General features: G+C 73.1%; 27 protein-coding genes and 1 riboswitch. Of the genes, 9 read left to right on the top strand and 18 right to left on the bottom strand.

The window, feature by feature from the left end; genetic code table 11:
* Positions 1–48 precede the first annotated feature (48 nt).
* A complete protein-coding gene (locus OG811_RS03270; protein WP_406072012.1) occupies positions 49–1,197 on the bottom strand; it encodes an alcohol dehydrogenase catalytic domain-containing protein in 1,149 nt (382 codons plus the stop codon).
* Positions 1,194–1,634, bottom strand: a complete 441-nt coding sequence (locus OG811_RS03265) for a hypothetical protein (protein WP_406075479.1) — start codon at positions 1,632–1,634, stop codon at positions 1,194–1,196. Before OG811_RS03265 ends, OG811_RS03270 begins: the two co-directional genes overlap by 4 nt.
* Positions 1,635–1,780: 146 nt before the next feature.
* On the opposite strand from OG811_RS03265, the gene OG811_RS03260 reads away from it, so the two are divergent.
* Entirely contained in the window at positions 1,781–4,639 is a 2,859-nt protein-coding gene (locus OG811_RS03260; protein ID WP_406072010.1) for a LuxR C-terminal-related transcriptional regulator, read from the top strand.
* 12 nt (positions 4,640–4,651) lie between these two features.
* On the opposite strand, the gene OG811_RS03255 is transcribed toward OG811_RS03260, so the two are convergent.
* The 3 genes from OG811_RS03255 to OG811_RS03245 all read right to left on the bottom strand — a co-directional run bounded on the left by OG811_RS03255 (position 4,652) and on the right by OG811_RS03245 (position 7,069).
* Positions 4,652–5,200, bottom strand: a complete 549-nt coding sequence (locus OG811_RS03255; protein ID WP_406072008.1) for a DsbA family protein — start codon at positions 5,198–5,200, stop codon at positions 4,652–4,654.
* 230 nt (positions 5,201–5,430) lie between these two features.
* Complete coding sequence (locus OG811_RS03250; RefSeq protein ID WP_406075477.1) at positions 5,431–6,117, bottom strand: BON domain-containing protein; 687 nt, start codon at positions 6,115–6,117, stop codon at positions 5,431–5,433.
* A gap of 553 nt (positions 6,118–6,670) precedes the next feature.
* A complete protein-coding gene (locus tag OG811_RS03245; RefSeq protein ID WP_406072006.1) occupies positions 6,671–7,069 on the bottom strand; it encodes a hypothetical protein in 399 nt (132 codons plus the stop codon).
* Between the two features lie 558 nt (positions 7,070–7,627).
* Here OG811_RS03245 and OG811_RS03240 point away from each other — a divergent pair.
* Positions 7,628–7,990, top strand: coding sequence for an STAS domain-containing protein (locus OG811_RS03240; protein ID WP_406072005.1), 363 nt, complete (start codon positions 7,628–7,630; stop codon positions 7,988–7,990).
* Positions 7,991–8,111: 121 nt separating this feature from the next.
* Positions 8,112–8,579: an SRPBCC family protein gene (locus OG811_RS03235; protein ID WP_406072003.1), complete on the top strand. Its 468-nt coding sequence runs from the start codon at positions 8,112–8,114 to the stop codon at positions 8,577–8,579.
* Between the two features lie 90 nt (positions 8,580–8,669).
* Here the strand turns inward: OG811_RS03235 and OG811_RS03230 are convergent, their stop codons facing one another.
* The 5 genes from OG811_RS03230 to OG811_RS03210 all read right to left on the bottom strand — a co-directional run bounded on the left by OG811_RS03230 (position 8,670) and on the right by OG811_RS03210 (position 14,835).
* Positions 8,670–9,179, bottom strand: coding sequence for a hypothetical protein (locus OG811_RS03230; protein WP_406072002.1), 510 nt, complete (start codon positions 9,177–9,179; stop codon positions 8,670–8,672).
* A gap of 139 nt (positions 9,180–9,318) precedes the next feature.
* A complete protein-coding gene (locus OG811_RS03225) occupies positions 9,319–10,386 on the bottom strand; it encodes a coiled-coil domain-containing protein (protein WP_406072000.1) in 1,068 nt (355 codons plus the stop codon).
* A gap of 5 nt (positions 10,387–10,391) precedes the next feature.
* Positions 10,392–10,523: riboswitch (cyclic di-AMP (ydaO/yuaA leader) on the bottom strand.
* Positions 10,524–10,635: 112 nt separating this feature from the next.
* The gene (locus OG811_RS03220) at positions 10,636–11,553 is read right to left on the bottom strand and encodes a cation diffusion facilitator family transporter (RefSeq protein WP_406071998.1); all 918 of its coding nucleotides are present in this window, start codon (positions 11,551–11,553) and stop codon (positions 10,636–10,638) included.
* Positions 11,554–11,661: 108 nt separating this feature from the next.
* Complete coding sequence (locus OG811_RS03215) at positions 11,662–13,779, bottom strand: HelD family protein (RefSeq protein WP_406071997.1); 2,118 nt, start codon at positions 13,777–13,779, stop codon at positions 11,662–11,664.
* Between the two features lie 108 nt (positions 13,780–13,887).
* Entirely contained in the window at positions 13,888–14,835 is a 948-nt protein-coding gene (locus OG811_RS03210) for an alpha/beta fold hydrolase (RefSeq protein ID WP_406071996.1), read from the bottom strand.
* A gap of 190 nt (positions 14,836–15,025) precedes the next feature.
* Between OG811_RS03210 and OG811_RS03205 the strand changes: the two genes are divergently transcribed.
* Positions 15,026–15,658: a carbonic anhydrase gene (locus OG811_RS03205; RefSeq protein ID WP_406071994.1), complete on the top strand. Its 633-nt coding sequence runs from the start codon at positions 15,026–15,028 to the stop codon at positions 15,656–15,658.
* A gap of 72 nt (positions 15,659–15,730) precedes the next feature.
* Here OG811_RS03205 and OG811_RS03200 read toward each other — a convergent pair whose 3' ends face one another.
* Entirely contained in the window at positions 15,731–16,060 is a 330-nt protein-coding gene (locus OG811_RS03200) for a hypothetical protein (protein WP_406071993.1), read from the bottom strand.
* A gap of 311 nt (positions 16,061–16,371) precedes the next feature.
* Between OG811_RS03200 and OG811_RS03195 the strand changes: the two genes are divergently transcribed.
* Complete coding sequence (locus tag OG811_RS03195) at positions 16,372–16,863, top strand: DUF3145 domain-containing protein (RefSeq protein ID WP_091409261.1); 492 nt, start codon at positions 16,372–16,374, stop codon at positions 16,861–16,863.
* A 95-nt stretch (positions 16,864–16,958) separates the two neighbouring features.
* Entirely contained in the window at positions 16,959–18,695 is a 1,737-nt protein-coding gene (locus tag OG811_RS03190; protein WP_406075475.1) for a glycoside hydrolase family 3 protein, read from the top strand.
* Positions 18,696–18,717: 22 nt separating this feature from the next.
* Here the strand turns inward: OG811_RS03190 and OG811_RS03185 are convergent, their stop codons facing one another.
* Positions 18,718–19,239, bottom strand: a complete 522-nt coding sequence (locus OG811_RS03185; protein ID WP_406071991.1) for a lipoprotein — start codon at positions 19,237–19,239, stop codon at positions 18,718–18,720.
* 278 nt (positions 19,240–19,517) lie between these two features.
* On the opposite strand from OG811_RS03185, the gene OG811_RS03180 reads away from it, so the two are divergent.
* Complete coding sequence (locus tag OG811_RS03180; protein WP_406071989.1) at positions 19,518–19,736, top strand: hypothetical protein; 219 nt, start codon at positions 19,518–19,520, stop codon at positions 19,734–19,736.
* Positions 19,737–19,848: 112 nt separating this feature from the next.
* Here the strand turns inward: OG811_RS03180 and fabF are convergent, their stop codons facing one another.
* The 5 genes from fabF to OG811_RS03155 form a co-directional block, all read right to left on the bottom strand.
* Positions 19,849–21,075, bottom strand: a complete 1,227-nt coding sequence (gene fabF, locus OG811_RS03175) for a beta-ketoacyl-ACP synthase II (RefSeq protein ID WP_406071988.1) — start codon at positions 21,073–21,075, stop codon at positions 19,849–19,851.
* A 2-nt stretch (positions 21,076–21,077) separates the two neighbouring features.
* Complete coding sequence (locus OG811_RS03170; RefSeq protein WP_030330276.1) at positions 21,078–21,317, bottom strand: acyl carrier protein; 240 nt, start codon at positions 21,315–21,317, stop codon at positions 21,078–21,080.
* A gap of 87 nt (positions 21,318–21,404) precedes the next feature.
* Positions 21,405–22,349, bottom strand: coding sequence for a beta-ketoacyl-ACP synthase III (locus OG811_RS03165; protein WP_406071986.1), 945 nt, complete (start codon positions 22,347–22,349; stop codon positions 21,405–21,407).
* Positions 22,346–23,272, bottom strand: coding sequence for an ACP S-malonyltransferase (locus tag OG811_RS03160; RefSeq protein ID WP_406071985.1), 927 nt, complete (start codon positions 23,270–23,272; stop codon positions 22,346–22,348). Before OG811_RS03160 ends, OG811_RS03165 begins: the two co-directional genes overlap by 4 nt.
* 78 nt (positions 23,273–23,350) lie before the next feature.
* Entirely contained in the window at positions 23,351–24,655 is a 1,305-nt protein-coding gene (locus tag OG811_RS03155) for a PucR family transcriptional regulator (protein ID WP_406071984.1), read from the bottom strand.
* Positions 24,656–24,841: 186 nt separating this feature from the next.
* Between OG811_RS03155 and OG811_RS03150 the strand changes: the two genes are divergently transcribed.
* Entirely contained in the window at positions 24,842–25,171 is a 330-nt protein-coding gene (locus tag OG811_RS03150; RefSeq protein WP_406071982.1) for a hypothetical protein, read from the top strand.
* A gap of 94 nt (positions 25,172–25,265) precedes the next feature.
* On the opposite strand, the gene OG811_RS03145 is transcribed toward OG811_RS03150, so the two are convergent.
* Positions 25,266–25,916 carry a hypothetical protein gene (locus OG811_RS03145; RefSeq protein WP_406071980.1) on the bottom strand — a complete coding sequence of 217 codons (651 nt, stop codon included), beginning with the start codon at positions 25,914–25,916 and terminating at the stop codon, positions 25,266–25,268.
* Between the two features lie 270 nt (positions 25,917–26,186).
* Here OG811_RS03145 and OG811_RS03140 point away from each other — a divergent pair, with 270 nt between their 5' ends.
* Positions 26,187–26,801, top strand: a complete 615-nt coding sequence (locus OG811_RS03140) for a copper resistance protein CopC (RefSeq protein WP_406071979.1) — start codon at positions 26,187–26,189, stop codon at positions 26,799–26,801.
* The last annotated feature ends 103 nt before the right edge of the window (positions 26,802–26,904 follow it).

The following is a 26,904-nucleotide window of genomic DNA, read 5'->3' as shown; positions in this document are numbered from 1 at the left end:
CGGATTCTGTCATTTACCGCCGACGATGAGGTGGTCAGGAGTCGGGCGTCATGGCGTGAACACGACCCGTACGCAGCCGTCGGCCCGGTCCCGGAACAGCGCGTACCCCTGGGGGCCGTGCTCCAACGGCAGTCGGTGGGTGGCCAGGTGTTCGGTGCGCAGCTCGTCGCGGGCCATCCGGTCCAGCAGCATCGGCACGTCCCGCAGGTCCGGCCGACGGGCCCCGCGCAGCGTGAGTCGTCTGTCGGTCACCGCGCCCAGCGGGAACGCGTCGACGAACCCGTCCGTCCCGCCGAGCATCACCACCACACCGCTCTTGCGGCAGGCGTGCACGGCCTCACGTCCCGCGTCCGGTCGGTCGGCGGTGTGGCCACCGAACCGCTCGTGCCTCGACCGGGCCGGCGGCGTGCCAACCGCCACCACACACACGTCCGGTCCGCGCCCACCGCTGCGGTCGCGCAACTCGGCCGCGACGTCGGTACGGCGGTAGTCGATCGGCTCCGCGCCGGAGTGCCGCTCGGCCATCCGTAACCGCTCCTCGTGCCGGTCCACCACCAGCACCCGAGCGGCGCCGCGCAGCACCGCCGCCCGAGCGGTCAACTGGCCCACCGCCCCGGCGCCCCAGATCGCCACCACGTCACCGGGACGCACCGCGCCCAACTCGACCGCCAGCCAACCGGTCGGTGCCGCGTCGGCGGCGAACAGCGCCCGGTCGTCGTCGACCGCGTCCGGCACCTGGAACGCGCCCACGTCGGCGTACGGCACCCGCACATACTCGGCGTGACCGCCCGCGAAGCCGCCCGCCGCACGGGGTCGGCCGAAGCACCCGGCGTCCGGGCGGCCCCGGTCGGGGTCGGCGCTCGCCGGGTCGGCGCTGCCGTTGTCGCAGCAGGAGTGCAGGCCCTGGCGGCAGTACCAGCAGCCACCGCAGGCGACACTCGCGCCGACGACCACACGGTCACCGGGGCGGTGCCGACGGACCGCGGGGCCGACCTCGACCACCTCACCCAGGAACTCGGCGCCGAGCACGTCGCCGTCGCGCAGCAGCGGATCCTGGCCGGCCAGCAGCGGCAGATCCCCGCCGCAGGTGGCGCTGCGCCGCACCCGGACGATGACGTCACGCTCGTTGCGCAGCTCCGGGTCGGGCACCTCGCGTACCGCCAGCTCGCCGGCAGCCACCCAGCACAGCGCCCTCACCCGCGGGCCTCGGGGCGGTCCAGCGCGGACCGGTCCGCGCGCAGCACCTCGCCGGCCTCCATCCGCTGCTTGATCTGACGCAGCGTCCGGCGGACCAGCAGACCCGGGTCGTCGCCGACCAGGTGCGCGGCGAGCCCGGCGGGCGGGGTGGCGCCGGTCAGCGGTCGGGCGGCCAGCTCGGTGCCCCGGTCGCCGGGCGCCGGCCGCACCCGCACCTCGACCGCGCCGTCCAGGCGGCGCAGCGGTTCGGGCCAGCGGCCATCGGGAAGCACCTGCTCCGGCGGCCGGTCGACCGTCACCACCTCCCAGCGGGCCGGCGCGGCAGCGTCGCCGTCCGCGCCGGTCCGGTCGCGCCATCGGGGTACGCGCAGCAACCGCGCCGCCCCGCTCAGCGCCGCGCCGCCGAGGGCGGGTCCCGCCCGCGCCAGCCGTCCCATCGGTCCCACCCGTCCTCCTCCGGTTCACGTCCCCCGATCGTCGGTCGCGGCCGGGTGAAGCGTGCTCGCCCGGAAGGGGTGAACCGGCCCGCGTCGGGTAACCGCTCGCCGACGGGGGGCGCAACGCGTGGTGGGGGTGGGGCTGGGTGCCAGAACAGCAGAATCGCGTACGAGTCGACACGGCACCGGGACGCCCTGCGGAGCCACCGCTGCTGGCGTCCCGGCTGACGCCGGCTGTGCCGCCGGAGCCGGTGGTGGCCCGCCCTCGACTGCTGCGCCGGTTGGACGAGGGCAGCGCGGGACCGGTCACCCTGGTCACCGCCCCCGCTGGCTGGGGCAAGACCACGTTGCTCGCCTCATGGGTGCGGTTGGGCGGCGGCGCGGCTGACGCCGAGCCGGGCGCGGTCGTGCCCGACTCCGGCCAACTGTCCGTTGCGGCCGCGGCCGGCCCGGTCTCGGCGTGGGTGTCCGTCGAGGTCGGCGACGACGGGAACCGGCTCTGGGCACACCTCGCGGCGGCGGTGCGCTCGGCGACCGGGTTGGCGGAGGACGGCCCGGTGCCCGACCGGGCTCCCCGCACTGACCAGACGGAGCTGCTGGCCGCCACGCTCGCCGCCGCGGACCGGCCGGTGCTGCTGGTCCTGGACGACCTGCACCGGGTCGCCGACCCGGCAGCACTGACCGGCCTGGAGTTCCTGCTGCGGCATGCCGAGCAGCGGCTACACCTGGTGATCGGGGCACGGGCCGGGCTGCACCTGCCCCTGCACCGACTCCGCCTCGCCGGTGAGCTGACCGAGATCGGCCCGGACGAGCTGGCGTTCACCGACGACGAGGTGGCCGACCTGCTCACCGCGCACGGCGCCGCGCTGCCGGCGGCCGCCGTGCACCGGCTGCGAGGTCGGACCGGAGGCTGGCCGGCCCCGCTGCGCATCGCCGCGCTGGCGGTGCGCGCGCAGCCCGACCCGGAGCGCTGGGTGGGGCAGTTCGGTGGTGACCAACCGGAGGTCGCCGGATACCTGCACGAGGAGGTGCTTGCGACGCTCGACCCGGCCGTGGAGGAGTTGCTGCGCCGTACCGCCGTCGTCGAGACCGTCTGCGCTGACCTGGCCGAGGCGCTGACCGGCCGTGCCGACGCCGGGCAGCTGCTGGCCGACCTGACCGGGACCGGTGGTCTGCTGCACCGGGAAGACACCCGCCCGCCCTGGTACCGCTGCGAGGCACTGCTCGCCGACCTGCTCCGCGCCGACCTGGCCCGGCTGCCCAACGACGAACTGCGCGAGCTGCACGTACGGGCCGCCCACTGGTTCGCGGGCAACGGCCGGCCAGCCGACGGTCTGCGGCACGCGCTGGCCGCCGGCCGATGGGACCTGGCGGGCGACCTGTTCGTCGCGCACTGGCCGGAGCTGACCCGCTACGACCGCGAGCCGGTGCACGCCCCGGCGCCCATGGCCCCGCCGGCGGAGATGATCCGCGCCGACCCGGAGGTGGCGTTGGCCTGCGCCGCCGAGCGCGCGTACGTCGGCGACCTTCCGGCCGCCACCGGTCACCTGCGCGCCGCTGCCGAGCACGCCGCGGGCCTGCCGGTGCCGCGCCGGGACCGCTTCCTGCGGTTGGTCACCGCGCTGGAGTTGACCGTGGCCCGGCTCGCCGACGACCCGGCGGAGGTCCGGGCCGCCGCCGCCCGACTGCTGCGGACCCGTCCGGCGGACGCCACACCGACCCGAGTGCCCGACTTCGCGCCGACCGGGGCGACGAGTTCCGCCCCGACGGCCGGTGGAGGCGGCGCGGCCGATGACGCGGACCTGCGGGCGTTCACCGGCACCGCTCTGGGGCTGGTCGAATTGGCCGACGGCGCGCTGCCGGTCGCCCGGTTCGTTCGGGCCCGGGCGGCGGCTCGGGAGGCCGGCCGACCCCGTACCGAGCTGGTCAGCGCCAGCCGCGCCGCGCTGCTGCTCGCCGTGCGCGGTGAGCTGCGGGCGGCCGAGCAGGCGGCCCGGGGCGCGCTGGGCATGCCGGCCTGCCGGGGCTGGTCCTGTCGGCTCGACTGCGCCTACGCGTACCTGGCGTTGGCCCTGGTGGCGCTGCTGCGCGACCAGCCCGAGGAGGCGGCGGCGAACCTCGCCCTCGCCGGTCCGGCGCTCGACGGCGGCAACGACGACACGATCGGCGACGGGTGGCTGTCTGCTCCCGGCGAACCGGTGGCGGCGGCGGTCGCCGCCCTGTGCCGGGCGCAGTTGCACCGCGACGCCGGCGACCCGGCGGGCGGCCAACGGCTGCTCGTCCGAGCCCGGGAGGCGTTGGCCGACCGGCCGTCCGCCGCCGAGCTGGCCGGCCTGCTGCGGGCCGCCGAGGCCGAACTGCGTGCGGAGCGAGGCGACCTGGACACCGCCCGCGACCTGCTGACCTCAACCGCCGCCGGTGGCACCGACCCGGTGCTCGCGGTGACGTTGGCGAAGGTGGAGCTGCTCGCGGGCGACGCCGCTGCCGCTGGGCGGACCCTGCCGGCCTGGCAGGCGCCAGCGGCCACGGCCTGGCCCCTTCCGGTACGCCTCGACGCGGGCCTGCTGGACGCGGTGCTGGCCGAGCAGGCAGGGGATGGGCGTCGGGCGGGACGGATCCTGGAGCAGGTGCTGGATCTGGCCGGCCCGCAGGGCTGCCGGCGGGTCTTCACCCGCGCCGAACCGCCGGTCCGGGACCTGCTGGCCGGGCACCTCGACGCCGGCACCGCGCACTTCGCGCTGGTCAGTGATCTGGTGCGGAAGTCCGGGCAGCGCACCGCCCGCCCGGCCGCCGAGCCGAGAAGCACCCTTGACGAGCCGCTCACCGAGCGGGAGCTGACCATCCTGCGCTACCTGCAGAGCATCCTGTCCAACGTGGAGATCGCCAGTGAGCTGTCTCTCTCGGTCAACACGGTGAAGACCCACGTCCGCAACATCTACCGCAAACTCGACGCCACCCGCCGGCGCGAGGCGGTCCGGCGGGCGCGCGAGTTGCGGCTGATCTGAGCGGGATGGCAGTCAGGCGTCGGTCGCGGCGTCCGCGGCAACCAGCAGGTCCGGCAGGTCGTACCCGCCCTCGTGCCGGACGCCGTTGACGAACAGGGTGGGGGTGGCGTTCACCCCGCTGCGGATTCCACCCACGAAGTCGCGACGCACCCGGTCCGCGTGGGCATGGCTCTCCACCTCGGCGTTCAACTCCTCCGGCGGCAGCCCGACCTGCTCGACACCGAGCGACAGATGCACCGGGTCGAGCTGGTCCTGGTGCTCGTAGAGCCAGTCGTGCATCTCCCAGAACCGGCCCTGGACCGCGGCGGCCTCGGCCGTCTCGGCGGCGCGTTCGGCGTACGGGTGCAGGTTGGCGATCGGAAAGTAGCGGTAGACCAGTCGTACGGTGTCGGCCCTCTGCCGCAGCAGCTCGTGCAGGTTCGCGTACGCGGCGCCGCAGAACTGGCACTGGAAGTCGCCGTACTCGACGATGGTCACCGACGCGTCGGCCGGCCCCCGGATGTGGTCCTCGGTGGTCACCGGGTCCCGAAGTCGGGCGGTGACCTGCAGTGGCGTGGTCATCCGGTCGTCACCTTCCGATCGGCGGCGAGTTGGTCCAGCGCGTCGAAGACGCCGTCGGCACCCGGGTTGACCTCAGGCGGGGAGTCTGGTCCCCGTCCGGGTTGGCGGGCAGGGTGAAACCGGGCGCGGGGCACCCCGGTTGGATCAGCCCGTTCGGATCACTCATGCCTCCAGCCTGCGCCCGGGGTGGGTGAGGTCGGTTCACCCACCCCGGGTGGTTCCGCGCTCGCTCAGCGCAGCGCCGGGGCGACCGCGATGTGGTTCTGCACCTCCCGGATGCCCGGCGCGGACCAGACCACCTGCTCCACCTCGGCCCGCTCGGGCATCGAGTGCACCAACCCGGCGAGCACCGCGGTGTCGCCGTGCACCCGGACGCTGATCCGTTCCGCGTCGGTCGCCCCGGCTCGGGCGAGGGCGTCGACGATCCGATCAGCCAGGTTCCGGCCGTCCGGCGCGGCGGCCGGTCGAACGGTGATGCCGTTGCTCACCCCGCGTACGCCGGTCAGCCGGCCGACCGCCCGTTCGGCGGCCCGGCGCTGGTATTCCCACTCGACGTCTCCGTGCAGCGTCACCCAGGCGGCTGAGACGGTGACCTGAAGCTTCTCGATGGGCACGAACGCGTCCCATTCCAGCGCGTGGCTGGCCGCGGCGGCCAGGTCGGGGTCGGCGCGCTCAGCACCGTTCGCCAACTGCACCGCGAGGTCGTTGGCGACCGCCCGGACCCAGGCGACCCGGTGCGCGGCCCGCTCGGCGGCCCACTTCTTGGCGTAGCTGTCCACCCGGCCGGTCAGCGTGACGACACCCTCGGCGACGGTCACGCCGATCTCGTGCGGCTGCACCCGCGGTTCCCAGGTCAGCTCGTCGAGTACGGCGGACTGGATGTCCTGGTCGGTGCGGCTGATCTCCGCGATGGCCATCTGCCCCTCCTCCGGTGCGTCGGTGGCGGACCGGGTGGCGGCTGCGGCCGGAGGTCCGCCGGGGTCCGATCCTGCCGCCGCCCGGGGTGAGCCGTCCTCGCCCAGAACGGGTGACGGCACGGCCGGGCCTGGGCGGCTCTGGCGGGAAACGCGGATGAACATGAATGCGATGGGAGCGCTTCCATGGAGGGCGGGGATCGGTTACCGTAAACGCGTTCCTCAATCGCGGGAGCCGTCGCGTCGGGTGGTGGGAGCCAGGGCAGCTCCGTCCGTCCCCGTCGTCGTGCCCGTCCCCCGGGCCACGGCGGCACCACCGGGTCGACCCCGTCCCCCGGGGCTCACCCATCACCTGCGCGAGTCGCTGACCGGCTGATCCGCGCCTTAGCGGTGGTGCCCCGGATCGCTACCCGAACACCGGCCCGCCGGGCTGCCTGAGGGGTCCGACACCTGGCGGGCCGGCCCACCCCACCGCGCGTGCGCCCGCCTACGCGCCAGAAGGCCCCGCCTGACCGGGGTCGGGCGGGGCCTTTGTGTCGCTGGTGGGAGCGGTCGTTCAGACCGCGGGGGAGCTGGGGCGGTCGACGTCGACGAACTCCACGTCGTCGACGGCGCGGTCGTCCCGGCTGCCAGCGGCCCGTGCGGCGGAACCGACGGCCCAGCCGACCGCCGCGCCGACGAGCGCGGCGCCGATCAGCAGCGTCCAGGGCAGGGCCGGCTGGCGGCCGGCGAGCGCTTCGAAGGCCAGCGAGGCGCGGCGTCGCGCCTCGTCGGCGGCGGAACCCATCAGGTCACCCGCCCCGTCGGCGAGGTCAGTGCTGTTGCGACGGGCCGAGCGGGCGGTGTCCCGCACACTGTCTCCGGCGGAGCTGACAGCGGACGTCAGGTGCTCCCACGCCTGGTCCGCGATCCGCTCCGGCTTGCTGCGGCGGTCCAGCAGGTTGGTTCCGAACATCGTGGTTACCTCCTCGGGTGCCGAAGCCGCCGGCCACTTCGGACTTCGGCGTCTGTTCAGCGCGTCACGGTTCGCCTACCCCGCAGTGCCCAGAGCCGCCCGGGCGCAAACACAGCCCGGGTGGCTCGCCGGGAACTCAGCGCACCATCACCACGGCGGTACCCCAGGCAAAGTCGTCGTCGTCGAGGCCAGGTCTCTGACGCAGGCCCTGGGTGTCCTCGGTAACCGTGGTTTTGGACGGGGCCGGGTGCGCGCGGGGCGACACGCCGGTGGCGCACGGGGGCGGCGTACGTCGCGGGTCGGTTGTCGGGCGGGCCGGGTCCGGACCGCTACCCTGGTCCGGCGGCGTGTCGGTCACGACCGATCGTCGAAGGGTCAGACAACGAAAAGTATCGAGTAATCAGATGCTGAAAAGTGCGGATATGGGCGGCTTTGTCGGTCCGGATCCGCGAATTGCTCATCCTGAGGGGTGGCGACCGAGGCCGTCGGAGGAATACTCTCGGTCGCGGCCCGCGTACTGATGAGGCGCCCGGGGGACGGGCGGGTGGAGGTGCTCGCGTGAGCCTGTCGATCGTGAAGTCGGTTCTGTCCGGTGGTGTCATGGAGATCGCCCCGCGGGGTGAGATCGACGTCGACACAGCGTACGAGGTGCGCGAGGCGATCGCGGAGGTGCTGGCCAAAGGCCGTCCGCTCCGCATCGAGCTGAACATGAGGCTGGTCACCTTCATCGACTCCGTCGGCATCAGCGCCATGGTTGCCGGCTTCCAGACGGCCGAGGTCAGCGACGTCAAGCTGGTGGTCACCGAGCCGAGCCGGTTCGTGCACCGGCAGCTCTGGGTGACCGGCCTGCTCGGTCTGTTCGGTGCCCCGGAGCCCTACTTCGCCGGTGCCGCCACTCCCGAGGTGTTGCCCGGCGCCTGAGCGCCCGCCGGCTCCTGGGGTCATCTCTCCGAACCGGGTTCGTCCGGACGGCTGCCGTCGGGCGTTGCCAGCCAGACATCGGTACGGGACGATCGTGCGACCATCGACGGCGGGAGACGGTGTGCTCAGCAGCGATACCTTCAGCTACACCGTCCAGGCCCGGTGCTCAACGGCCGAGGCGGCGGCGATGCTCAGTGACCTGACCCGGCAGGGTGAGCTGCACCCCCTGATCGTCCGGGTCCGCCGACTCCCGCCACGACCCGGCGCCCAGGCCAGCTACACGATCAACGACCGGTTGGTGGCCGGCCCACTGCGCTTCCGGACCACCTACCACGCGGACGTTCTGATCAGCGAGGACGACGAGATCGTCATGGTGGCCCGCCAGTGGCCGGCCACCACGGTGCGCAACCACACCCGACTGCGCCCCGAGCCGGACGGCCTGGTCCGAATCGACGTCGAGATCACCCTGACCGCGCCGACCCCGCTGTTCCGGTACGCGTTCCGCCAGGCCCGGGCGGCTCACCTCGCCCTGGCCACCCGGATCGGCGCGGCCCTCGACCCCTCCGGCGACCCCCCGCCCCCTGCCTGACCCGCCCCGCACCCACCTCCCGCACCCCGCACCCCACGTCATGATCGTGCTCGATCGTGGATGTAGTGGCCTGTGGGCGCCAGGAGGCCACTACATCCTGGTTGCAGCGCGAGCACGGTTCGCGAGGGCGGGTCGCGCGGCGGGACGCCGGCCCCAGGGCTTGTACGTGGACAGCACCGTCGCGATGATCATCAGGCTGGTCGACACCGCGGGTGCGATCACCAGGTCGGCGCGATCCCGAGCGGGCAGCGCGGCCCCCAACGCACCGCCGTGCCGCAGATTCGGGGTGAACAGGAACAGCACCAGCCCGACCAGCACCGTGGTGAGCACCAGCTTGACCAGCACCCAGTGGTAGCGCACCAGGCCCCACGGGGTGAGCAGCGCGCTGGCGACACCGATCAGCCAGACCAGCACGCTCAGCGGCGCGAACAGCATGGTGCCGACCAGTGCCGCGACCGGGTAGACCACCGCCGGGTCGGCACCACGCTGCACGGCGATGCCGAGGGTGAGCAGCACCAGGTCGGCACCGAGCCAGCCGAGCGAGGTGACCAGGTGCAGGGTGAGCAGCCCCTTGCGGGCCGTGGGTGGGATCCGACGCATACCGCGATGCTTCCCGCCGACCCCGGCCGGGTCGTCCGACGACAGGCGACATCAGGGGTACGCCCCGCGACGTAGCCGGCCTTGCCCTGACGAAATGCCGGTGAGTCATCCTGACGACTCACCGGCATCACACCAGTGGTCAGTAAACCGACAGGTGCACGTGGTTGGTGTGGTCGGTGGACGGGGTGCCGCCCGCCCCGCTGTACGACTTCCACCCGCTGCTGGGCAGCCAGATCTGCCGGTACCAGATCACGTACAGCACAGCGAGCCGGTCGGCGTTGCGGATGAAGTACGCGGCCAGGTTGTTGCCGTACGTCTTGTCGCCGCCGGTGGCGTTCCCGCCGAAGCCGTCCTTCTGCGCCGCGAAGTCGCAGGCCCGGCCCTTCGGGTGTTCGCCGGAGCCGCTGGGGCGGTGGCAGGAGACGTACCGGGTGAACCCGGCGGCCTTGGCCTGGTTGAGCGCGTGCAGGGTACGCGGGGTGATGCAGCCGCTGGCCGGCGTGGGGTCGTTGATGCTGCACGACTCGGACGGCCAGGAGCCGTCGGAGTTGCGCGGGGCCGCCGTCGCGTTGGCGGCGGAGGTGCCCCGGTTGGAGTCGGTGTCGGCGGTGGTCTGTGGCTTGGGTGTGGTGGCCACGGTCAGTGCCCGCTCGGCCTGCTCCTTGCGCTTGGCCATCACCGCGACCTGCTTGCGCTGTTCGTTGATCTCGCCGTCCAGGGCGGCCCGGGTGCGGTTGGACTGGTCCTTCGTGGCGAGCAGATCACGCAGCACCCGGTCCTCGTTGGCGGCCACTGCGTCCAAGGCGGCGGCCCGGTCCATGAAGCCCTCCGGGGTGTTGCTGTTGAGTAGCGCCGACATCGCGCCGAGCCGGCCGGTGCGGTACGCCACGCCGGCGATCTCGCCCACCTTGCCGTTGCGCTGGGCGAGCTCGACGTCGATGGTCTTCAGTCGGGTGGCGAGCTGCTGCTGCCGCTGCACGGAGGTGTCCAGGGCGCGCTTCGCGTCCAGGTAGCCCTTGCTGGCCGCATCGAGTTGGGCGCGTAGCGCCGGGGTGCCGCCCTCTTCGTCCGAGTCGGGTGCGGCGGCGGCCCGCAGGCCGGTCGGGGGAGCGGCCGAGGCGGCGCCGGCCGGGAGCGCGACGCCGAGGGCGAACATCGCGACGATCAGGGCCGCCAGTCGGGCGGTCGGTGGTCGTGTTGGTGCCACTGCGCATGTCCTTCCGTTAGCCGCCGACCGGGTTAGCTGACGGGTTCGGGACGGAAGATCCCTACCGCTGACGCGGATGCACCCCAGGAACATGGTTCCCCGGTTCGCCCTCTCGAGCGATTAGGCGGCGACCGCCACCGGCGCCGGGAGGCGCCGCCTGGTGGAGGCCGGGACCGAGCCTACCGTTGCCGGTGGGGCCGCTGCAGTCAATGTGACGGACGGTGCGTGCGTCGTGACGATGAATTACTGCTACCACTCGATCGAGCCGCAGGCTCCGGAGGCGGCGCCGGGCTCGATCTGCAACGTCGCGTGCTCGATCCGGAAGTCGTCGTGCAGGGCCGTACGCGCGGCGGTGAGCACCGCGCCGACCTCCGCGCCGGGCGCCATGGTCAGGTGTGCGGAGGCCACGTCCATGCCCGAGGTGAGCGTCCACACGTGCAGGTCGTGCACCTCGACCACACCGGGGACTGCGGCCAACCGGTCGTGCACGGCGGTCACCTGAAGATGCTCCGGTGCGGCCTGCACCAGGATGCGGACGGCGGCACGTGCCAGCCGCCAGGTACGCGGCAGGATGAACACGCCGATGGCGACCGCGACAAGTGGGTCGGCCCACCACCAGTCGGTGACGGTGATGAGCAGCGCCGCGCCGATGACGCCGAGCGAGCCGAGCAGGTCGCCGAGGACCTCCAGGTAGGCGCCCTGGAGGTTGATGCTCTCCCGGGCGCCGGTGCGGAGCAGGGCGAAGGCGACGACGTTCGCGAGCAGGCCGAGCACGGCCACCGCGAGCATCGGGCCGGCGATGACCTCGTGCGGGTCGCCGAAGCGGCGGATCGCCTCGATCACCACGTAGATCGCGACGCCGGAGAGCAGGACGGCGTTGGCCAGCGCGGCGAGCACCTCGAGTCGGTAGAGCCCGAAGGTGCGCTGCGGGTCGGTGGTGGCCCGCCGGGTCGCGGTGATCGCGGCGAGCGCCATCCCGATGCCGAGCACGTCGGTGAACATGTGCCCGGCGTCGGAGAGCAGGGCGAGTGAGCCGGTGTGCAGCGCGGCGACCGCCTCGACCACCATCAGGGCGGCGAGCAGCCCGAAAGCCGCCCAGAGTCGGCCCCGGTGCTGGTGTGCGGCATTGGCGACCGACGCATGGTGGTGGTCATGACCTGCGCCCACGAGGTTCACCTTCCGCTGCCAGTCGGGACACGGTCAAATGTATGTTCACATCGCTATGTGTGCAAGTGTAAGGCCGAACCACCCCCCAGCCAGGCCATTTGTCGCGGATCAGCCGGTCGGGTCGATGGTGGTGAGTCGCTGAGTGGCCCGGGAGAGCGCCACGTACAGGGTGCGCACCCCGGCGCCCGGATCCGCCCGGATCTCGCTCGGAGCGACCAGCACCACCCCGTCGTACTCCATGCCCTTGGCCTCCAGGCTGGTCACCACCTGCAACCTCGATGCGCCGAGCGCGTCGAGCCAACCGGCGACCTCGTCGCGGCGGGGGACCGGCGTGATCACCCCGACGGTGCCCTCCACCTCGGTCAGCAGACCGGCGGCCGCCTCCACGGTCGCGGTCTCCAACCCCGTCGCGGGCACCACCAGCTCGACCGGATCGACCCCGGTGGAGCGGACGGCGCTCGGCAGCGGCAGGTCAGGGTAGATCCGGCGGATCTCCGCCGCCGCCACCGCGAAGATCTCCGACGAGTTGCGGTAGTTGGTGGTGAGCGTGAAATCGTGCCGCTTGCGCCGGCCCAACGCCTGGTCGCGGGCCCGGGTCAGCTCCTCCGGATCGCCGGTCCACGCGGTCTGCGCGGGGTCGCCCACCACGGTCCAGGAGGCCAGGCGGCCACGTCGACCAACCATCCGCCACTGCATCGGTGAGACGTCCTGCGCCTCGTCCACCACCACGTGCGCGTAGTCCCGGTAGTCCGCCGGGCGCTCCCGGGCCGCCGCGCGGGCGGCCCGCTGCCGGTCGCCGAAGGTGCTCAACTCGCGGACGCCGCCAGCAAGCTGGAACGGGTCGCGCCGGGCCTTGGCCGGCTGCGCCGGCTTACCGAGCAGCGCGTCCAACTCGTCCAGCAGCGCGATGTCGGCGATGGTCAGTCCGGCCGAGTCCAGGTCCTGGTACGCGGCGGTGAGCAGCCGGATCTCCGCAGAGGAGAGGACCCCACCGGCATAGCGGCGCAGCCGGTCCGGCCGGGCCAACCAGCCGAGCACGTGCCGGGGGTGCAGCCGCGGCCACCACGCCTTGAGGAACTCCCGGAACTCCGACCGCTCGGCGATCTCGCCCTCGAAGGCCCGCTGCTCTGGCAGCCGAGTGATCCCCACGGCACGGGCCTGCGCCCAGAGCGCGGCGAACACCCCGTCGAAGCCGGCCCGGCGCACCTCGTTGCGTCGGGCGCCCCGGTGCAGGGCGCGGTCCCGGATCCGGTCCAGCGCGGCCCGGTCCAGCCGCAGCAACGTGCCCCGGTAGAGCAGTCGCAACTCACCCGGGCCCCCCGGCACCGCGTCGCGAGCAGCCCGCTCCAGCACCTGCCGCATCCGCAGCGAGCCCTTCACCGCCGCGACCTCGGGTGGGTCGGTGCGGGTGGCGGTCATCCCCGGAAAGAGGGTGCCCAGCGAATGCAGCGTCGCCGCGTCCTCGCCGAGCGACGGCAGCACCGAGGCGATGTACTCGACGAAGACCGAGGACGGGCCGACCACCAGGATGCCGCCGCCCGCGTACCGGCTGCGGTCGGAGTAGAGCAGGAACGCGGCCCGGTGCAGGGCGACCGCGGTCTTGCCGGTGCCCGGGCCACCCGCGACGATCGTCACCCCGGAGCCGGGCGAGCGGATCGCCTCGTCCTGCTCCCGCTGGATGGTCGCCACGATGTCCCGCATGCCCCGGCCGGTGGCCTTGGACAGGGTGGCCAGCAACGCGCCGTCACCGACGACCGTCATCCCCTCCGGGGCGGCGGTCGGGTCCAGCAACTCGTCCTCGATCCGGGTGACCCGCTCGCCACGGGTCTGGATCGTGCGGCGGCGCACCAGATCCAGCGAATGCGCCGGGGTGGCCTGGTAGAAGGCGGCGGCGGCCGGCGCCCGCCAGTCGACGACCAGCGTGGTGGCGTCCTCGTCCCGGATTCCGAGTCGCCCGACGTGCAGCACCTGACGGTCGCGCAGGTCCATCCGACCGAAGACCAGTCCCTCGTGCTCGGCGTCCAGGGTGTGCCGCCGCTGTGCCGCGTGGAAGACCATCGCGTCGCGCTCGACCAGCGCACCGAACGTGCCCACCCGGGCCATCCGGTAGCCGTCGCGCTCGGCGCGGACCGCCGAGCGCCGCAGCTCGGCCAGTCGGGCGTACACCCGGTCGAGGTGTCGTTGCTCGACGGCAATCTCCTGCTCCAGGCCGGTCTGGTCGGTCAACGCACGCTCCTTCAGAGGTCGCTGGCAGGCGGCGGGAACCGCGCGGGCCAACCGCAGAAGGGTACGGCCCCGCGCCTGGCCCGCCGCGCCCGAGGTGCGGGAACGTGGTCAGGGACCCGTCCCGGCGGGGGTGGCGGCGCGGACGCGGGGCGGCGGTTCGGCGAGTACGCGGCGCAGCACGCCGGTCAGCGCCGCGTTGACCTCGTCCGGGCGTTCCATCATCAGCATGTGCCCGGCACCGGGGCAGACGGTCAGGTCGGTGGCCGGCAGGGCCCCGGCGATCGACTCGGCGCACGGCGGTGGGGTCAGCCGGTCCCGGTCGCCGACCAGGGCTGCGGCCGGCAGGTGGGCCAACGCGGCGAGGGTGTCCAGCCGGTGCTGGGTGCCGATGGAGGCGCGGAACCCGCCGATCGAGCGCAGTGAGGCACGAGCCACCGCCGACGTCACCAGGCGGATGTCGGCCGGCTCGCAGCGATCACCGAAGAGCATCCATCGGATGCTCGGTTGCAACGCGTTCAGCAGCGCCCGGGGTGCTCGCCACGAGCCGCACCGGGCCAGCACGCCGGCACCGGTCGTCTCGGCGAGTCGGATCAGCCGGGCGATCCGCGGCGAGAGCCCGTAGACGGTGTGCGTGTGCCCTTCGGCGGTGGTCGAGACGAAGACCAGCCCGGCCGTACGGGCGGCGAAGTGCGCGGGGTGGCGGTGGGCGTACTCCATGATCGACATTCCGCCCATCGAGTGCCCGACCAGAACCACCGGCCCGGCCGGGGCCACCGCGTCGATCACCGCGGCCAGGTCGTCGCCGAGCTGGGCCAGGGTGGCCGTGGGCAGCGCCATGCAGCTGGACCGGCCGTGCCCGCGCGCGTCGTAGGTGACCACCCGCACCGTCCCGCCGAGAGCTGCCGCGGTGAGCGCGTCGACCTGCCGGTGCCAGGCGCGCCCGTCCAGCGTCCAGCCGTGCAACAGGATGGCGGTGACCTGGGCGTCCGTCGGCCCCGTCGCCTCGACGTTGAGCCGCACGCCGTCCGGCAGACCGACCTCGAACCGCTGTGGCATCGCCACCTCCCCCAGGGTCGCCCGGCACCACCAGCTCGCCCGGCACCACCAGCACCTCCGATACCCGGTGGTAACACCGGCTACCCGCCATGGCACCTCGCCAATCGCGCCGTGGCTAAACATTCCCGACCTCGCCCGTGGCTGCTGGTGGCGGTTCAAGCTGAACGGCATGGGGTCGTCGGGAGCACCCATGAGCGGGGCATCGGGACAGGGGCGGCAGGCCGGCGGCACGCCCCGCGCGGCGCTCGCCGATCTGCTCGCCGGTAATCGGCGGTTCGTCAGCGGCCAGCCGGTGCACGGGCACGACGTCACGGAGGCCGCGGCGGCGGCCGCAGCCTCCGGCGACCAGCAGCCGTACGCCGTGGTGCTCGGCTGCATCGACTCGCGGGTGCCGCTGGAAGCGATCTTCGATCAGACCTTCGGTGCGATCTGCGTGATCCGTACCGGTGGTCACGTGCTCGATCGCGCGGTGCGTGGTTCGATCGAGTACGTGGTCGGTCAGCTCGGCGTGCCGCTGGTGCTGGTCCTTGGCCACGAGCGGTGCGGCGCGGTGGGTGCCGCGCTGGACGCGCTGCGCAGCGGAGGGCGTCCCGGGGGCTCGTTGGCGCACCTGGTGGACGAGATCGCCCCGGCGGTGACCGAGGCGGGGATCGACGATCCGGCGGTGCTCCCGCTGGCGATCCGCCGGCACGTCCGGCGCACCGTGCACACCCTGCGCGAGGATGCCCTGCTGGCCGGGCCGGTAGCCGCCGGCCGGGTGGCCGTGGTCGGCGGCCTCTACGACCTGGCCACCGGCGAGGTCGCTCTGCTCGAAGCGGGCTGAACCTGCCCGGACGCGAAACCGCCCGTCGGGTGTTCCCGGCGGGCGGTTTCAGATGATGCGGTGGGGGAGAGCTCAGCCCTCGAAGACGCCGGCCGCGACCAGGCGCTTCTCGGTGCCCTCCCAGCCGTCACCGGGGTGGGTGGCAGCCAGGTTGTTGATCTCCGCCCGGATCTTGGTGGCGTGGCCGGCGGCGGCCAGCACGCGGATCTCCTCGACGAAGGCGTCGGAGTCCGTGCGCAGGTGCACGGTCTTGCCGTTGGTCAGGTTCCGCACGTAGGCGTGCTTGCCGCCGTTGAGCGGAATGAGGTACTTGAACTCGCCCAGCACGCTGAGGGCGCCACCCTGGCCAGCCTGGCCGGCCCGGACGGACGCGCGCGCGGTCTTAGAGGTGTTGCTCGCCACGGAGGTACTCCTTGCAAGACGTACGGGAGGACTGGGACGTCCGGGGGCTGTGTGCGGGCCAGGCGCGTGACTCGGCTCGCGAAGGTGGAACGCGGCATAAGCCGCCGGTGGAACTGTACAGGACCACGACATCATGCTGGTCGTCGCGGTGTCCTGAGCGGCAACGGCGACCACCCGTCCGGCTATTCCACCCGGCGTTTTTTCCGATTCCCTGGCGCACCACGCGTCACAGGAGTCATCATGTGTTGCAGCAACCACCTGGGTGGACGAGGTCGTAGGGGAAGACGCACCTCGCTCTCCGGGAGGTCACCGTGCCAACGCGTGGCGTCGTATACGTCCACTCAACCCCGCTCGCCGTGTGCTCACACGTCGAGTGGGCGATCGCGCGCGTCCTAGCCGCGCCGGTCAATCTGCAGTGGACGGCTCAGCCCGTCGACCCCGGCGCACGCCGGGCCGAGTGCGGGTGGACCGGTCGTCCGGGAACGGGCGCCGAGCTGGCTGCTGCCCTACGGCAGTGGCCCATGATCCGTTTCGAGGTCACCGAGGAGCCGAGCCCCGGCGCCGACGGGGAGCGTTTCATGTACGTGCCCGCGCGTGGCCTGTTCCGGGCCACCGTCGGCGTGGCCGGCGACATCCAGCTCGGCGAGGACCGGCTACGGGCGCTGATGGCCGCCTCCCGGGCCCCGGAGGCGTTGGCGCATGCCCTGGACAAGGCCCTCGGCACGGCGTGGGACGCTGACCTGGAGCCCTACCGGTACGCCGGTGACGGCGCCCCGGTGACCTTGCTCACCCGGGTCGGCTGATCCGACGTGCGCGAGTTGGGCCACCTGCCCGCATGCCGACGTGGGGGTGCACGGACGGTAAGGTCAAGTTGCCCTGATAATGGGGAACTGGTGGGATAGGCGGCGTGTCGAATCGCCCGTGGCGCGCCTGCGTCGCTGTCGCAGCCCTGACCGTCCTGCTCGTCACCGGCTGCTCGGGTTCCCCGGACCGCCCCACACCGACGCCGAGCCCGTCCGGAATTTCCGCCGGCCCGAGCACTCCCGCCGCGCCGCCGGCCGCCGACCCCGCCGCCCGTGCCGCCGCGCTGGTCGCCACGCTGTCCGACGAAGACCTGGTCGGCCAGGTGCTGATGCCGTACGCCTACGGCGACTCGGCGACGAAGGTCTCCGCCGGGTCGGCGGCCGGTAACCAGGCGCTCGCCGGGGTCGACACCCCCGCCGACATGATCACCAAGTACCGGCTGGGCGGCCTGATCCTGGTCGGCTTCAGCGCCGACGACCCGACCAAGGGCAACCAGGAGACCACGAACGTCGACAATCCGAAGCAGGTGCACGAGCTCACCACCGGCCTGCGTGCCGCCGCTGGCCGGCTCGCCGCCGGCCCCGCGCCCCTCCTGATCGGCACCGACCAGGAGTACGGCGTCGTCACCCGCGTGACCGACGGGGTCACCGTCCTGCCCAGCGCCCTCGCGGCGGGCGCGGCCGGCGACCCGAAGCTCACCGAGGCCGCCTGGCGGGCCGCCGGCACCGAGCTGGCCGCGATGGGGATCAACGTCGACTTCGCCCCGGTGGCCGACGTGCTGGCCACCCGCAGCACCGTGATCGGCTCCCGGTCGTACGGCGCCGACCCGAAGCAGGCCGCCGCGCAGGTGGGCGGCGCCGTCCGTGGCCTCCAGGCGGTGGGAGTCGCGGCCACCCTGAAGCACTTCCCCGGGCACGGCCACAGCGCCGACGACTCGCACCAGGATCTGCCGGTGCTGACCCAGTCCGCCGCGGCGTTGCAGAGCGGCGCCTGGCCGCCGTTCACCGCCGGGATCGACGCCGGGGCGATGGCGGTGATGTCCGGTCACCTGGACGCGCGCGCGATCGACCCGGGCACCCCGGCGACCTTCTCGCACAAGCTGCTCACCGACGTGCTGCGCGGCCAGCTCGGCTTCAAGGGCGTGGTGATCACCGACGGGATGAACATGCCGCCCGCGAAGCGCTGGGCTCCCGGCGAGGCGGCGGTGCGCGCGCTGAACGCCGGTAACGACCTCATCCTGATGACCCCGAACGTCGGTCAGGCGTACGACGGGCTGCTCGCCGCGCTGCGCGGCGGCTCCCTGCCCCGGACCCGGCTGGTCGAGGCGGTCACCCGGGTACTGACCATGAAGTTCCGGCTCGCGGAACTTCCGCCGGCGCAGATGTCCACGCTCAACGCCCCGGCCCACCGCGCGGCAGCCGACGCGCTGGCCGCCGCCGCCGTCACCGTGCTGCGGGGCGCCTGCGGTGGCGCGGTACGTCGGCCGGTCACCGTCACCTCCTCCGCCGGTCGGGACGGCACCCGGGCCGCACTCACCGCCGCCCTGACCGCCGCCGGGGTGCCGGTCAAGCCCAGCGGCGGCACGATCGTGCACCTGGTGGGCTACGGCGACGGCACCAGCGACCTGCGCGCCGACGCGGCGGTCACGGTCGCCATGGACACCCCGTACGTGCTGAGCGGAGCGAAGTCACCGACGTTGCTGGCCACGTACTCCTCCAGCCGGGCGTCGATGACCGCACTGGCCGCCGTGCTGGCCGGCAAGGCCCGACCGGGCGGCCGGTCCCCGGTTACCGTGCCCGGCCTTCCCGCGACGACCTGCCCCAGCAGCTGACCCCGACCCACTCCGGGTGACCTCAGCCGGCCATCGCGAGCCCCTGCACCGCGAGCCGGTACGCCGGCAGCACGTCGGTCCGTTCCGTGGTCAGGCCCTCGTCGACCGTGAAGATCAGCGTCTGCCCTGCCGACTGGACGGCCAGCGCCCAGCTCCGCGACGTCTCCTCGGTCAACGAGCTGGTGGTCAGCCAGGTGATCTCCGTGGCGTCGAAGCCACCGGCCCGGACGTCCCGGAACTGCTGGCCACTGACCGTCTCGTCGGTCCCGGCGGCGAAACCCTCCAGCGCGGCGCGCGGCGCGACCGCTGGCGCATCGGCCGCCCAGATCCGCAGGAATCCGCCGCCGGCCTTCCGGCCGTCCACCTCGCAGCGCACGGTGGTGCCGCCACGCTTGGTGAGCGCCTCGCCGACGAGCTCGGCCAGCTCGCCCTTGGGAAGCTCGACCGCCGTCGCCGTCCACCCGTCGGCCAACGGAAACGACACCGGTACCGGGCAGGGCGAGCCCGTTCCACCGGTCGTGCCGCTGGGCGATGCGGAGGCCACCTCGTCGTACCAGGGCTCGCCCGTGGCCTGCGGGGCCGGGTCGCCGGCCGTGCGCCCGGCGGGGCGTCGGCATCGTCGCCGCAGCCGGCCAGCAGGCCGAGGGTGAGCGCCGCCGACACGGCAACGCGGGTACGAGTGTCCATGGTGTCGATCCCCGTCAGTCGATCTTCAGTCGGCCCATCCAAGCCGTGCGGTCGTCCCGACGTCAATCGGGATCGCGTTCACGCGGGACCAAAATCGGGTGGCCTCGCCCTCGGCCGGTCTGACAATCTTCACGGATGGGAGCGGCAAAGGGATTTCAGCACGTGGAACGGGCCGACGGCACGGTGGTGATCACCCACCACGGGCGGGTGGCCGGCACCCTGCGCGGTGCTCGGGCAGCAGAGTTCCTGGCCGAGGTCGACGACGACCCGCAGTTGGTGATGGCCCGCTGGACGGGCAACTACCGCCACGGCAACGAGCGCACCGCGAAGCAGCACCCCCGCAACCGAGCCTGAACGACAGTAGGGCCCCTCCGGAATGCGGAGCGGCCCTACTTCCAGAGCGGGATCGTCAGGCCGATGCGGCAGCCAGCGCCTGGGCGATCCTCCCGCGAGTCATCGCCGACTCTCAGGGCCGCGCGAAGACGAGAGCCACGTTGTGGCCGCCGAAGCCGAACGCGTTGTTCAACGCGGCGGGGATCTCCATGTGGCGGGCCTTGTTGGCGGCGACCTCCAGGGTGAGGCCGGGCTCCGGGTCGTCAAGGTTGATCGTCGGAGGGATGACACCGTCGCGGATGGCCAGAATGGTGGCGATCGACTCCAGCGCGCCGGCCGCACCGAGCAGGTGACCGGTCATCGACTTCGTCGCGGCCAGCACCGGGTGGTCGCCGAGCGCCTTGTGCAGCGCGCCGATCTCCAGCATGTCCCCGACCGGGGTCGAGGTGGCGTGCGCGTTGACGTGCACGATGTCCTGCTTGGCCACATCCGCGTCCGCGATCGCCTTGGCGATGGCCCGGATGGCGCCCTCGCCCTCGGCGTGCGGCTGCACGATGTCGTACGCGTCGGAGGTGATGCCGGCACCGGCGAGGCGCGCGTACACCCGGGCGCCCCGGGCTGCGGCGTGCTCGGCCCGCTCCAGCACCAGGATGCCGGCGCCCTCACCGAGGACGAAGCCGTCGCGGCCCCGGTCCCACGGGCGGGAAGCGCGCTCCGGATCGTCGTTGCGGGTCGACATGGCCCGCATCGAGCTGAAGCCGGCGATCGGCAGCGGGTGGATGACCGCCTCGGTGCCGCCGGCCACCACCACGTCGGCACGGCCGGAGCGGATGATGTCCAGGCCGAGGGCGATCGCCTCGGCGCCGGTGGCGCAGGCGCTGGCGACCGAGTGCACGCCGGCCTTGGCGCCCAGTTCCAGCCCGACCCAGGCGGCCGGACCGTTCGGCATCAGCATCGGGATGGTGTGCGGGGAGACCCGCCGCGGCCCGGACGCCTCGAGGATGTCGTCCTGGGCGAGCAGGGTGGTGGCACCGCCGATGCCGGAGCCGACGCTGACGGCCAGCCGTTCCCCGTCGAGGTCGGAGCCGGCGAGACCGGCGTCCGCCCAGGCCTGCTGCGCCGCGATGATCGCGATCGCCTCGGAACGGTCCAGTCGGCGCAGTCGGACCCGGTCCAGCACCTCGGACGGCTCCACCGCCAACTGGGCGGCGATCCGGACCGGCAGTTGCGCGGCCCACTCCTGGGTGAGGGCACTCACCCCGGAGCGGCCGGCGAGCATGGCGTCCCAGGTCGACGCGACGTCCCCGCCAAGCGGGGTCGTCGCGCCGAGCCCGGTGACGACGACGTCAGGACGACTCATGATCAGGACTGCGCCGCGATGTAACTGACAGCGTCGCCGACGGTCTTGAGGTTCTGCACCTCGTTGTCCGGGATCTTGACGCCGAACTTCTCCTCGGCAGCCACCACGACCTCCACCATGGAGAGCGAGTCGACATCGAGGTCGTCGGTGAAGGACTTCCCCTCGGCCACGTCGTCCGGGTTCACTCCGGCAACCTCTTCGAGGATCTCGGCGAGGCCGGTGGTGATCTCGTCACGGGTCATTGCGGTTGGTTCCTTTCATCGGGGGTTGTCCGACGGGCGGCGTCGCCGACCGTCACTCCTCGACGCTTTACGCGTCCGAGGGGGTCATCAGGGGCAGCGGACGACCTGACCGGCGTAGGTCAGGCCACCGCCGAAGCCGAACAGCAGCACCGGTGCGCCCGAGGGCACCTCGCGGCGCTCGACAAGCTTGGACAGGGCCAACGGCACGCTCGCGGCGGAGGTGTTGCCGGACTCGACGATGTCCTTCGCGATGATCGCGTTGGGGATGTTGAGCCGCTTGGCGATGCCGTCGATGATCCGTGCGTTGGCCTGGTGCGGCACGAACGCGGCCAGTTCCGACGGGTCGACCCCGGCGCGCTCGCAGGCCTGCAGGGCGAGCGGCGCCAGCGCGGTGGTGGCCCAGCGGAACACCGACTGCCCCTCCTGCTGGATGTACGGGCGCCAGCCCTCGATGCGGACCGCGTCGCCCTTCTCCGGCACCGAACCCCAGACCACCGGGCCGATCCCGGCCGGCTCATCGTCGGCGGTGGCGGTGACCACGGCGGCGCCGGCGCCGTCCGCGAAGATGATGCAGGTGGAGCGGTCGGTCCAGTCGGTCAGGTCGGAGAGCTTTTCCGCGCCGATGACGAGCGCGTTGCGCGACGCCCCGGCCCGGATGGCGTGGTCGACGGTGCCCAGCGCGTACGCGAAGCCCGAGCAGGCGGTGTTGACGTCGAACGCGCCCGGCGCGGTGATGCCCAGCTTGGCGGCGACCCGGCAGGCCACGTTGGGGCTGCGGTCGATGGAGGAGCAGGTGGCGACCACGACCAGGTCGATGTCGGCGGCGGTCAGGCCCGAGTTGGCCAGCGCCTTGCCGGCAGCGGCAGCAGCCATGTCGGCCACCGTCTCACTGTCGGCGATCCGCCGGCTGACGATGCCGACCCGATCCCGGATCCACTCGTCGTTGGTGTCGACGAGCTGGGCGATCTCGTCGTTGGTCACCACCCGGGAGGGCTGGTAGTGCCCCATCGAGACGATGCGACTGCCAGTCATGAGAGACCTCCGATGCGGGCGATCAGGTCCCGTGCGGCCGGCAGGTCGTCCGGGGTGTTCAGGGTGACGATCTCCGGGGCGCCGTCGCCCTTGAGTTCCCGCTTGACCAGCCCGGCGAGGGTGCCGGCCGGTGGCAGCTCGATCACGCCGGTGACCCCGAGGTCGGCCAGCGTACGCATGCACAGATCCCAGCGCACCGGCGCGGTGACCTGGCGGACGAGGCGCTGCACCAGGTCGGGGCCGTTGTCGACCGCCCTGCCGTCGAGGTTCGACAGCAGGGTTCGGACCGGGTTGGCGGGAGTGATTCCGGCGGCGGCCGCGGCGAGCGCGGTCTCGGCAGGGGCCATGTACGGGGTGTGGAACGCGCCAGCCACCTGGAGGCGGATGATCCGGGTCCTGGTGGGCGGCTCGGCGGCGAGCTTGTCGAGCCCGTCCAGCGCACCGGCGGCGACGATCTGCCCGGCGCCGTTGCGGTTGGCCGGGTACAGGTTGTGCGTCTCGATCGCGGCGAGCACCTCGTCGGGGTCGCCGCCAAGCACCGCGGCCATTCCGGTCGGCTCCAGCGCGCAGGCGGCGGCCATCTCCCGGCCGCGTACGCCGGCGAGGGTGATCGCGGCTTCGGCCGTCAGCACACCGGCCAGGGCGGCGGCGCCCAGCTCGCCGACGCTGTGCCCGGCGGCGAGCGTGACGCCGTCCAGCGGCAGGTGTTCGGCTGCGAGCAACGCCGCGGCGACCAGCAACGGCTGGGTGCGGGCGGTGTCCTTGATCTCGTCGGCGTCGGCGGCGGTGCCCAGATGCATCAGGTCGACCCCGGCCAACGCCGACCACTCGCGCAGCTGCGCCTCAGTGCCGGTCAGGTCGAGCCAGGGGGTCAGGAAGCCGGGTTTCTGAGAACCCTGGCCGGGACTAAGTACGGCGAGCACGCCTATGACTCTCCTGGATACGCGCGGGTAACGCTGTGCCGCCTCCGACCAAACCACACTAGGACCTTTGGAGGTTTCCTACAAAGATCGGTGGCGATCATCCTCGGTTTGGGTGGTTTTCCGGGCGGCCGGGGTCATTGTCTGAGTCGGGACAGGAGAGGTGAGCGGGGCGACCGGATCCAACCGACCGACGGTCAGCGCGACCTGGAGGGCGAACGCGTCCCGGGGAGACAACGGCGAGAACCCGGTCACCTCGGCGATCCGACGCAACCGGTAACGCACCGTGTTCGGGTGCACGAACAGCGCCCGGGCCGCGCTCTCCAGCGTGCCACCGGCGGCCAGGAACGCGTCCAGGGTCGCCAGTAACTCGCCGCCGGCGCGCACCAGCGTCGCGTACACGTCGTGCCGCAGCCGCCGACGGGCCTCGGCGTCGCCGGCGAGGGCACGCTCCGGCAACAGCTCCCCGGCCGGCACCGGCCGGGGAGCACTGGGCCAGGCCGGCGCCGCCCGGAAACCGGACAACGCGGCCCGCGCCGACTCGGTCGCCTCGTCCAGGCTGGGCACGGCCGGACCGACCACCACCGGGCCGTCCCCGAATGCGCTCAGCAGCTTGGCGGTGGCGGTCAGCGGGTCCGGCGCGCCACCCAGCACGATCACCAGGCGGTCGCCATGCACCCCGCCGATCACCTCCACGCCGATCCGGCGGGCCTGCCGGTAGACCACGTGCAGCACCGCGGAGACCTCCCCGCCGGGCGATCGGCCGACCGCCACCGCCACCGGCGGCGCATCCGCCCAGCCGAGCGCGGCGGCCCGACTGGCCAGCACGTCCGGCGAATCACCGCGCAACAGCGCGTCGACCAGCAGGGCCTGCAACCGGGCGTCCCACGCGCCGCGGGACTCGGCGGCCCGCGCGTACACCCGGGCGGCGGAGAACGCGATCTCCCGGGAGAAGCGCAGCACCGCCTCGCGCAGTTGCTGCTCCTCGCCCTCCGCGGCCAGGTGCGACACCTGCTCCTCGACCACGTCGATGGTCACCTTGATCAGCGCCACGGTCTGCTCGAGGGTGATCGACCGGGCCAGCGCCTGCGGGGCGGCGGCGAAGACCTCGTCCGAGACCTCCTGGGTGCTGTCCGCCGTGCCACCGCCATCATGCAGCCACTGCACCAGCGACCGGGCGCCCGCCTGTGCCACCAGCATCACCCAGGAGCGCTGGTCGGCCGGCAGTGCCCGGAACCACGGCAGCGTCTCGTCCATCCGGGCCACGCTGGAGGTGGCCAACGCCCCCGCCGAACGTTCGATCCGGCGCAGCGTGGCCGACAGCTCTCCACCGCCCGGCGTGCTCACCGTCCTAGCCTGACACGTCGTCAGCAGGGGTACGCACACCGCGTCCCGGAAGCACGAGAATGATCATCATGACTGATGTGGAAACCCCGGCCGCGCTGGGCCGAGGATGGGGCGGCCGGTCCTGACCGCAGGTACGCCGCGCGCGGCCCGTCGGTCCCGGCCAGTACCGTGACAGGGCACGTCGGGGGAGCACCGGCGGGTGAGACGAGTGTGAGGAGACCGGGGATGGCGCACGGCGAGGCCGAGCACGGCTGCGCCCAGGGTGAGCCCTGCCGCCCGGGACACCACGACCCGCAGGCGGCTGGCAAGCACCGCCGGCCGGTCGGCGGTGCGCCGTCGCACCCGGTGGAGCCGCTCGTCGGCCGGACCGACGAGGAGACCACGCTCCCGCGCCAGCGCTCCGCCGAGCCCGCAGCCCTCGGCGAGGCCGGCGCAGACGTCCCGGCTGGTTGCCTCAGCGAACTTCCCGGCTGGGCCGGGGGACACCGGCACGGCCCGGTCCGGCCGCGTCCGCGGGCCACCCGGCGGGAGCGCCCACCGCGCCGTTGGTGCTGACGACCGCCGCACCAGAGATCGATGCGCGAGGGCGGCCTGGCCGGCGCGGCTGATGCCCCATCGCCGACCTGGAGCAGGTCAGCGATGGGACAGGTCAGCGGGTGCGTCGGCGGATCAGCAGGGCGATCCCGGCGAGGCCAACCGTGATCGTCAGCATCACCCCGACGTTGAGCAGCAGCAGGCGCTGCAAGTCGCCGAGTGCCTCGTCGAGGTCCTTCGCGGGGTCGAGCGTGTCCTCCGGGAGCACTCGCTCGCCGCCGCCCACGCCGCCGCTGACGGTGTCGAACTGTCGCTCCAGCGGCACGCCGGCGGTGCGCAGGGTCTCGGACATGCTGAGCCGACCGAGGAACCAACCGGCGCTGGTCTTGCGGGCGTCCGGCTGCTTCGCCGGCCGGTAGATCCGCGGGCCACCGGCCGCCTTGGGGTAGAGGTCGTACGTCTGCTTCGGTGTCTCACCGGCGAGCACCACGACCGTGTACTTCGGACCGAGGTCGGCCGGCTTCGGGCCGGTCGGCATGCCGGTGCGCGCGAGGAAGTTGACCTGGTCGATGACCGCGCCGACGTGCGTGGGCTGTTTTTCCGCGCGTAGCCGCAGCGGCTCGGACAACCCCACGCCGGTGATGTCCACTCCGGCGGGCGCCGGCTTCGGCGCCGCCGAGGCCGTGCCGGCGGTGCCGAGCGACAGTAGTGCCGCCGCCAGCGCGCCCGCCACAACGCCGGCCAACCGCCTCATCTGTCGGACCATCCCGCCTCCTCGCCCCGTTCGATGGATGGCTTCGTTGTGACGTCCGGACCGGTCCACCGGCGCGGCGCCGACCGGATGGTCGGGGTCACTACCTACAGACTCCGCAAAACGTCGATAAGTTGCAGCTTGCCGAACAGTATTTGGAACTATCTGCGATCTCTGCTCGACTAATGAGGAGCCGTTGATCAGCGGGCGGATCGTACCTTTACGGAGGGGTTCATGGGGGGCAGGGTTACACGTGCGACTCGGGTCGTGCCAGTGGTGCTCGGCGTGGCGTTCGGTGTGTCGTTTCTGATGCCGGCGGCACCGGCAGCCGCGCACAACTCGCTGACCGGCAGCGACCCGCGCGACGGCGCCCGAGTGGCGACGGCACCCGCCCGGATCGAGCTGCGGTTCCTGGCCAAGCCGGCACCAGCTACGACGAAGATCACAATAACGGGGCCGGACAATGTGGTCGCTGGCGGTCCACCGGCATTCGACGGCAGTCGCGTGCGCGTGCCGTTCAAGCCGGCTGCGGCAGGGCTCTACATCGTCGGCTACCAGCTCGCGTCCACCGACGGGCACCCGGTGAAGGGCGAGGTGCGGTTCACCCTCACCACAGGCACCGCCGCCGACCCGTCCGCCTCGCCGTCGGCCGCTGACAGCACCGGCCCGGCAGGGGCTCCGGCAGGATCGCCCTCGGCTGGCGCGTCAGCCGTCGGCGCACCCTCCGCCGGGCCTGGGTCGACCCCACCCGACAGCCCGACGGCGTCCACGGTGCCGGCGGCGCAGGAGCAGGCCGACTCCGGCGGTCGATGGTGGCTCTGGGCGCTCGGCGGCCTGGTGCTGCTCGCCGCCGCCCTCGGAACCGGCCTCGTGTTCCGCCGCCGCTCCACCCGCGGCTGAGCGGCGGGCCTTGCGCGGTGCGCGGTGACGCACCAGCGGCTCTCATCAGGCTGTGCGGAGGGGGCGTCGGGCCTGGGCCGGCTGGACCCGGCTCCGCCTTGCC

The sequence above is a fragment of the Micromonospora sp. NBC_01638 genome (genome assembly GCF_045209745.1).
Classification (GTDB): Bacteria; Actinomycetota; Actinomycetes; order Mycobacteriales; family Micromonosporaceae; genus Micromonospora.
Note: the sequence above shows the minus strand (reverse complement) of the source record. Positions and strands in the feature narration are given on the sequence as shown.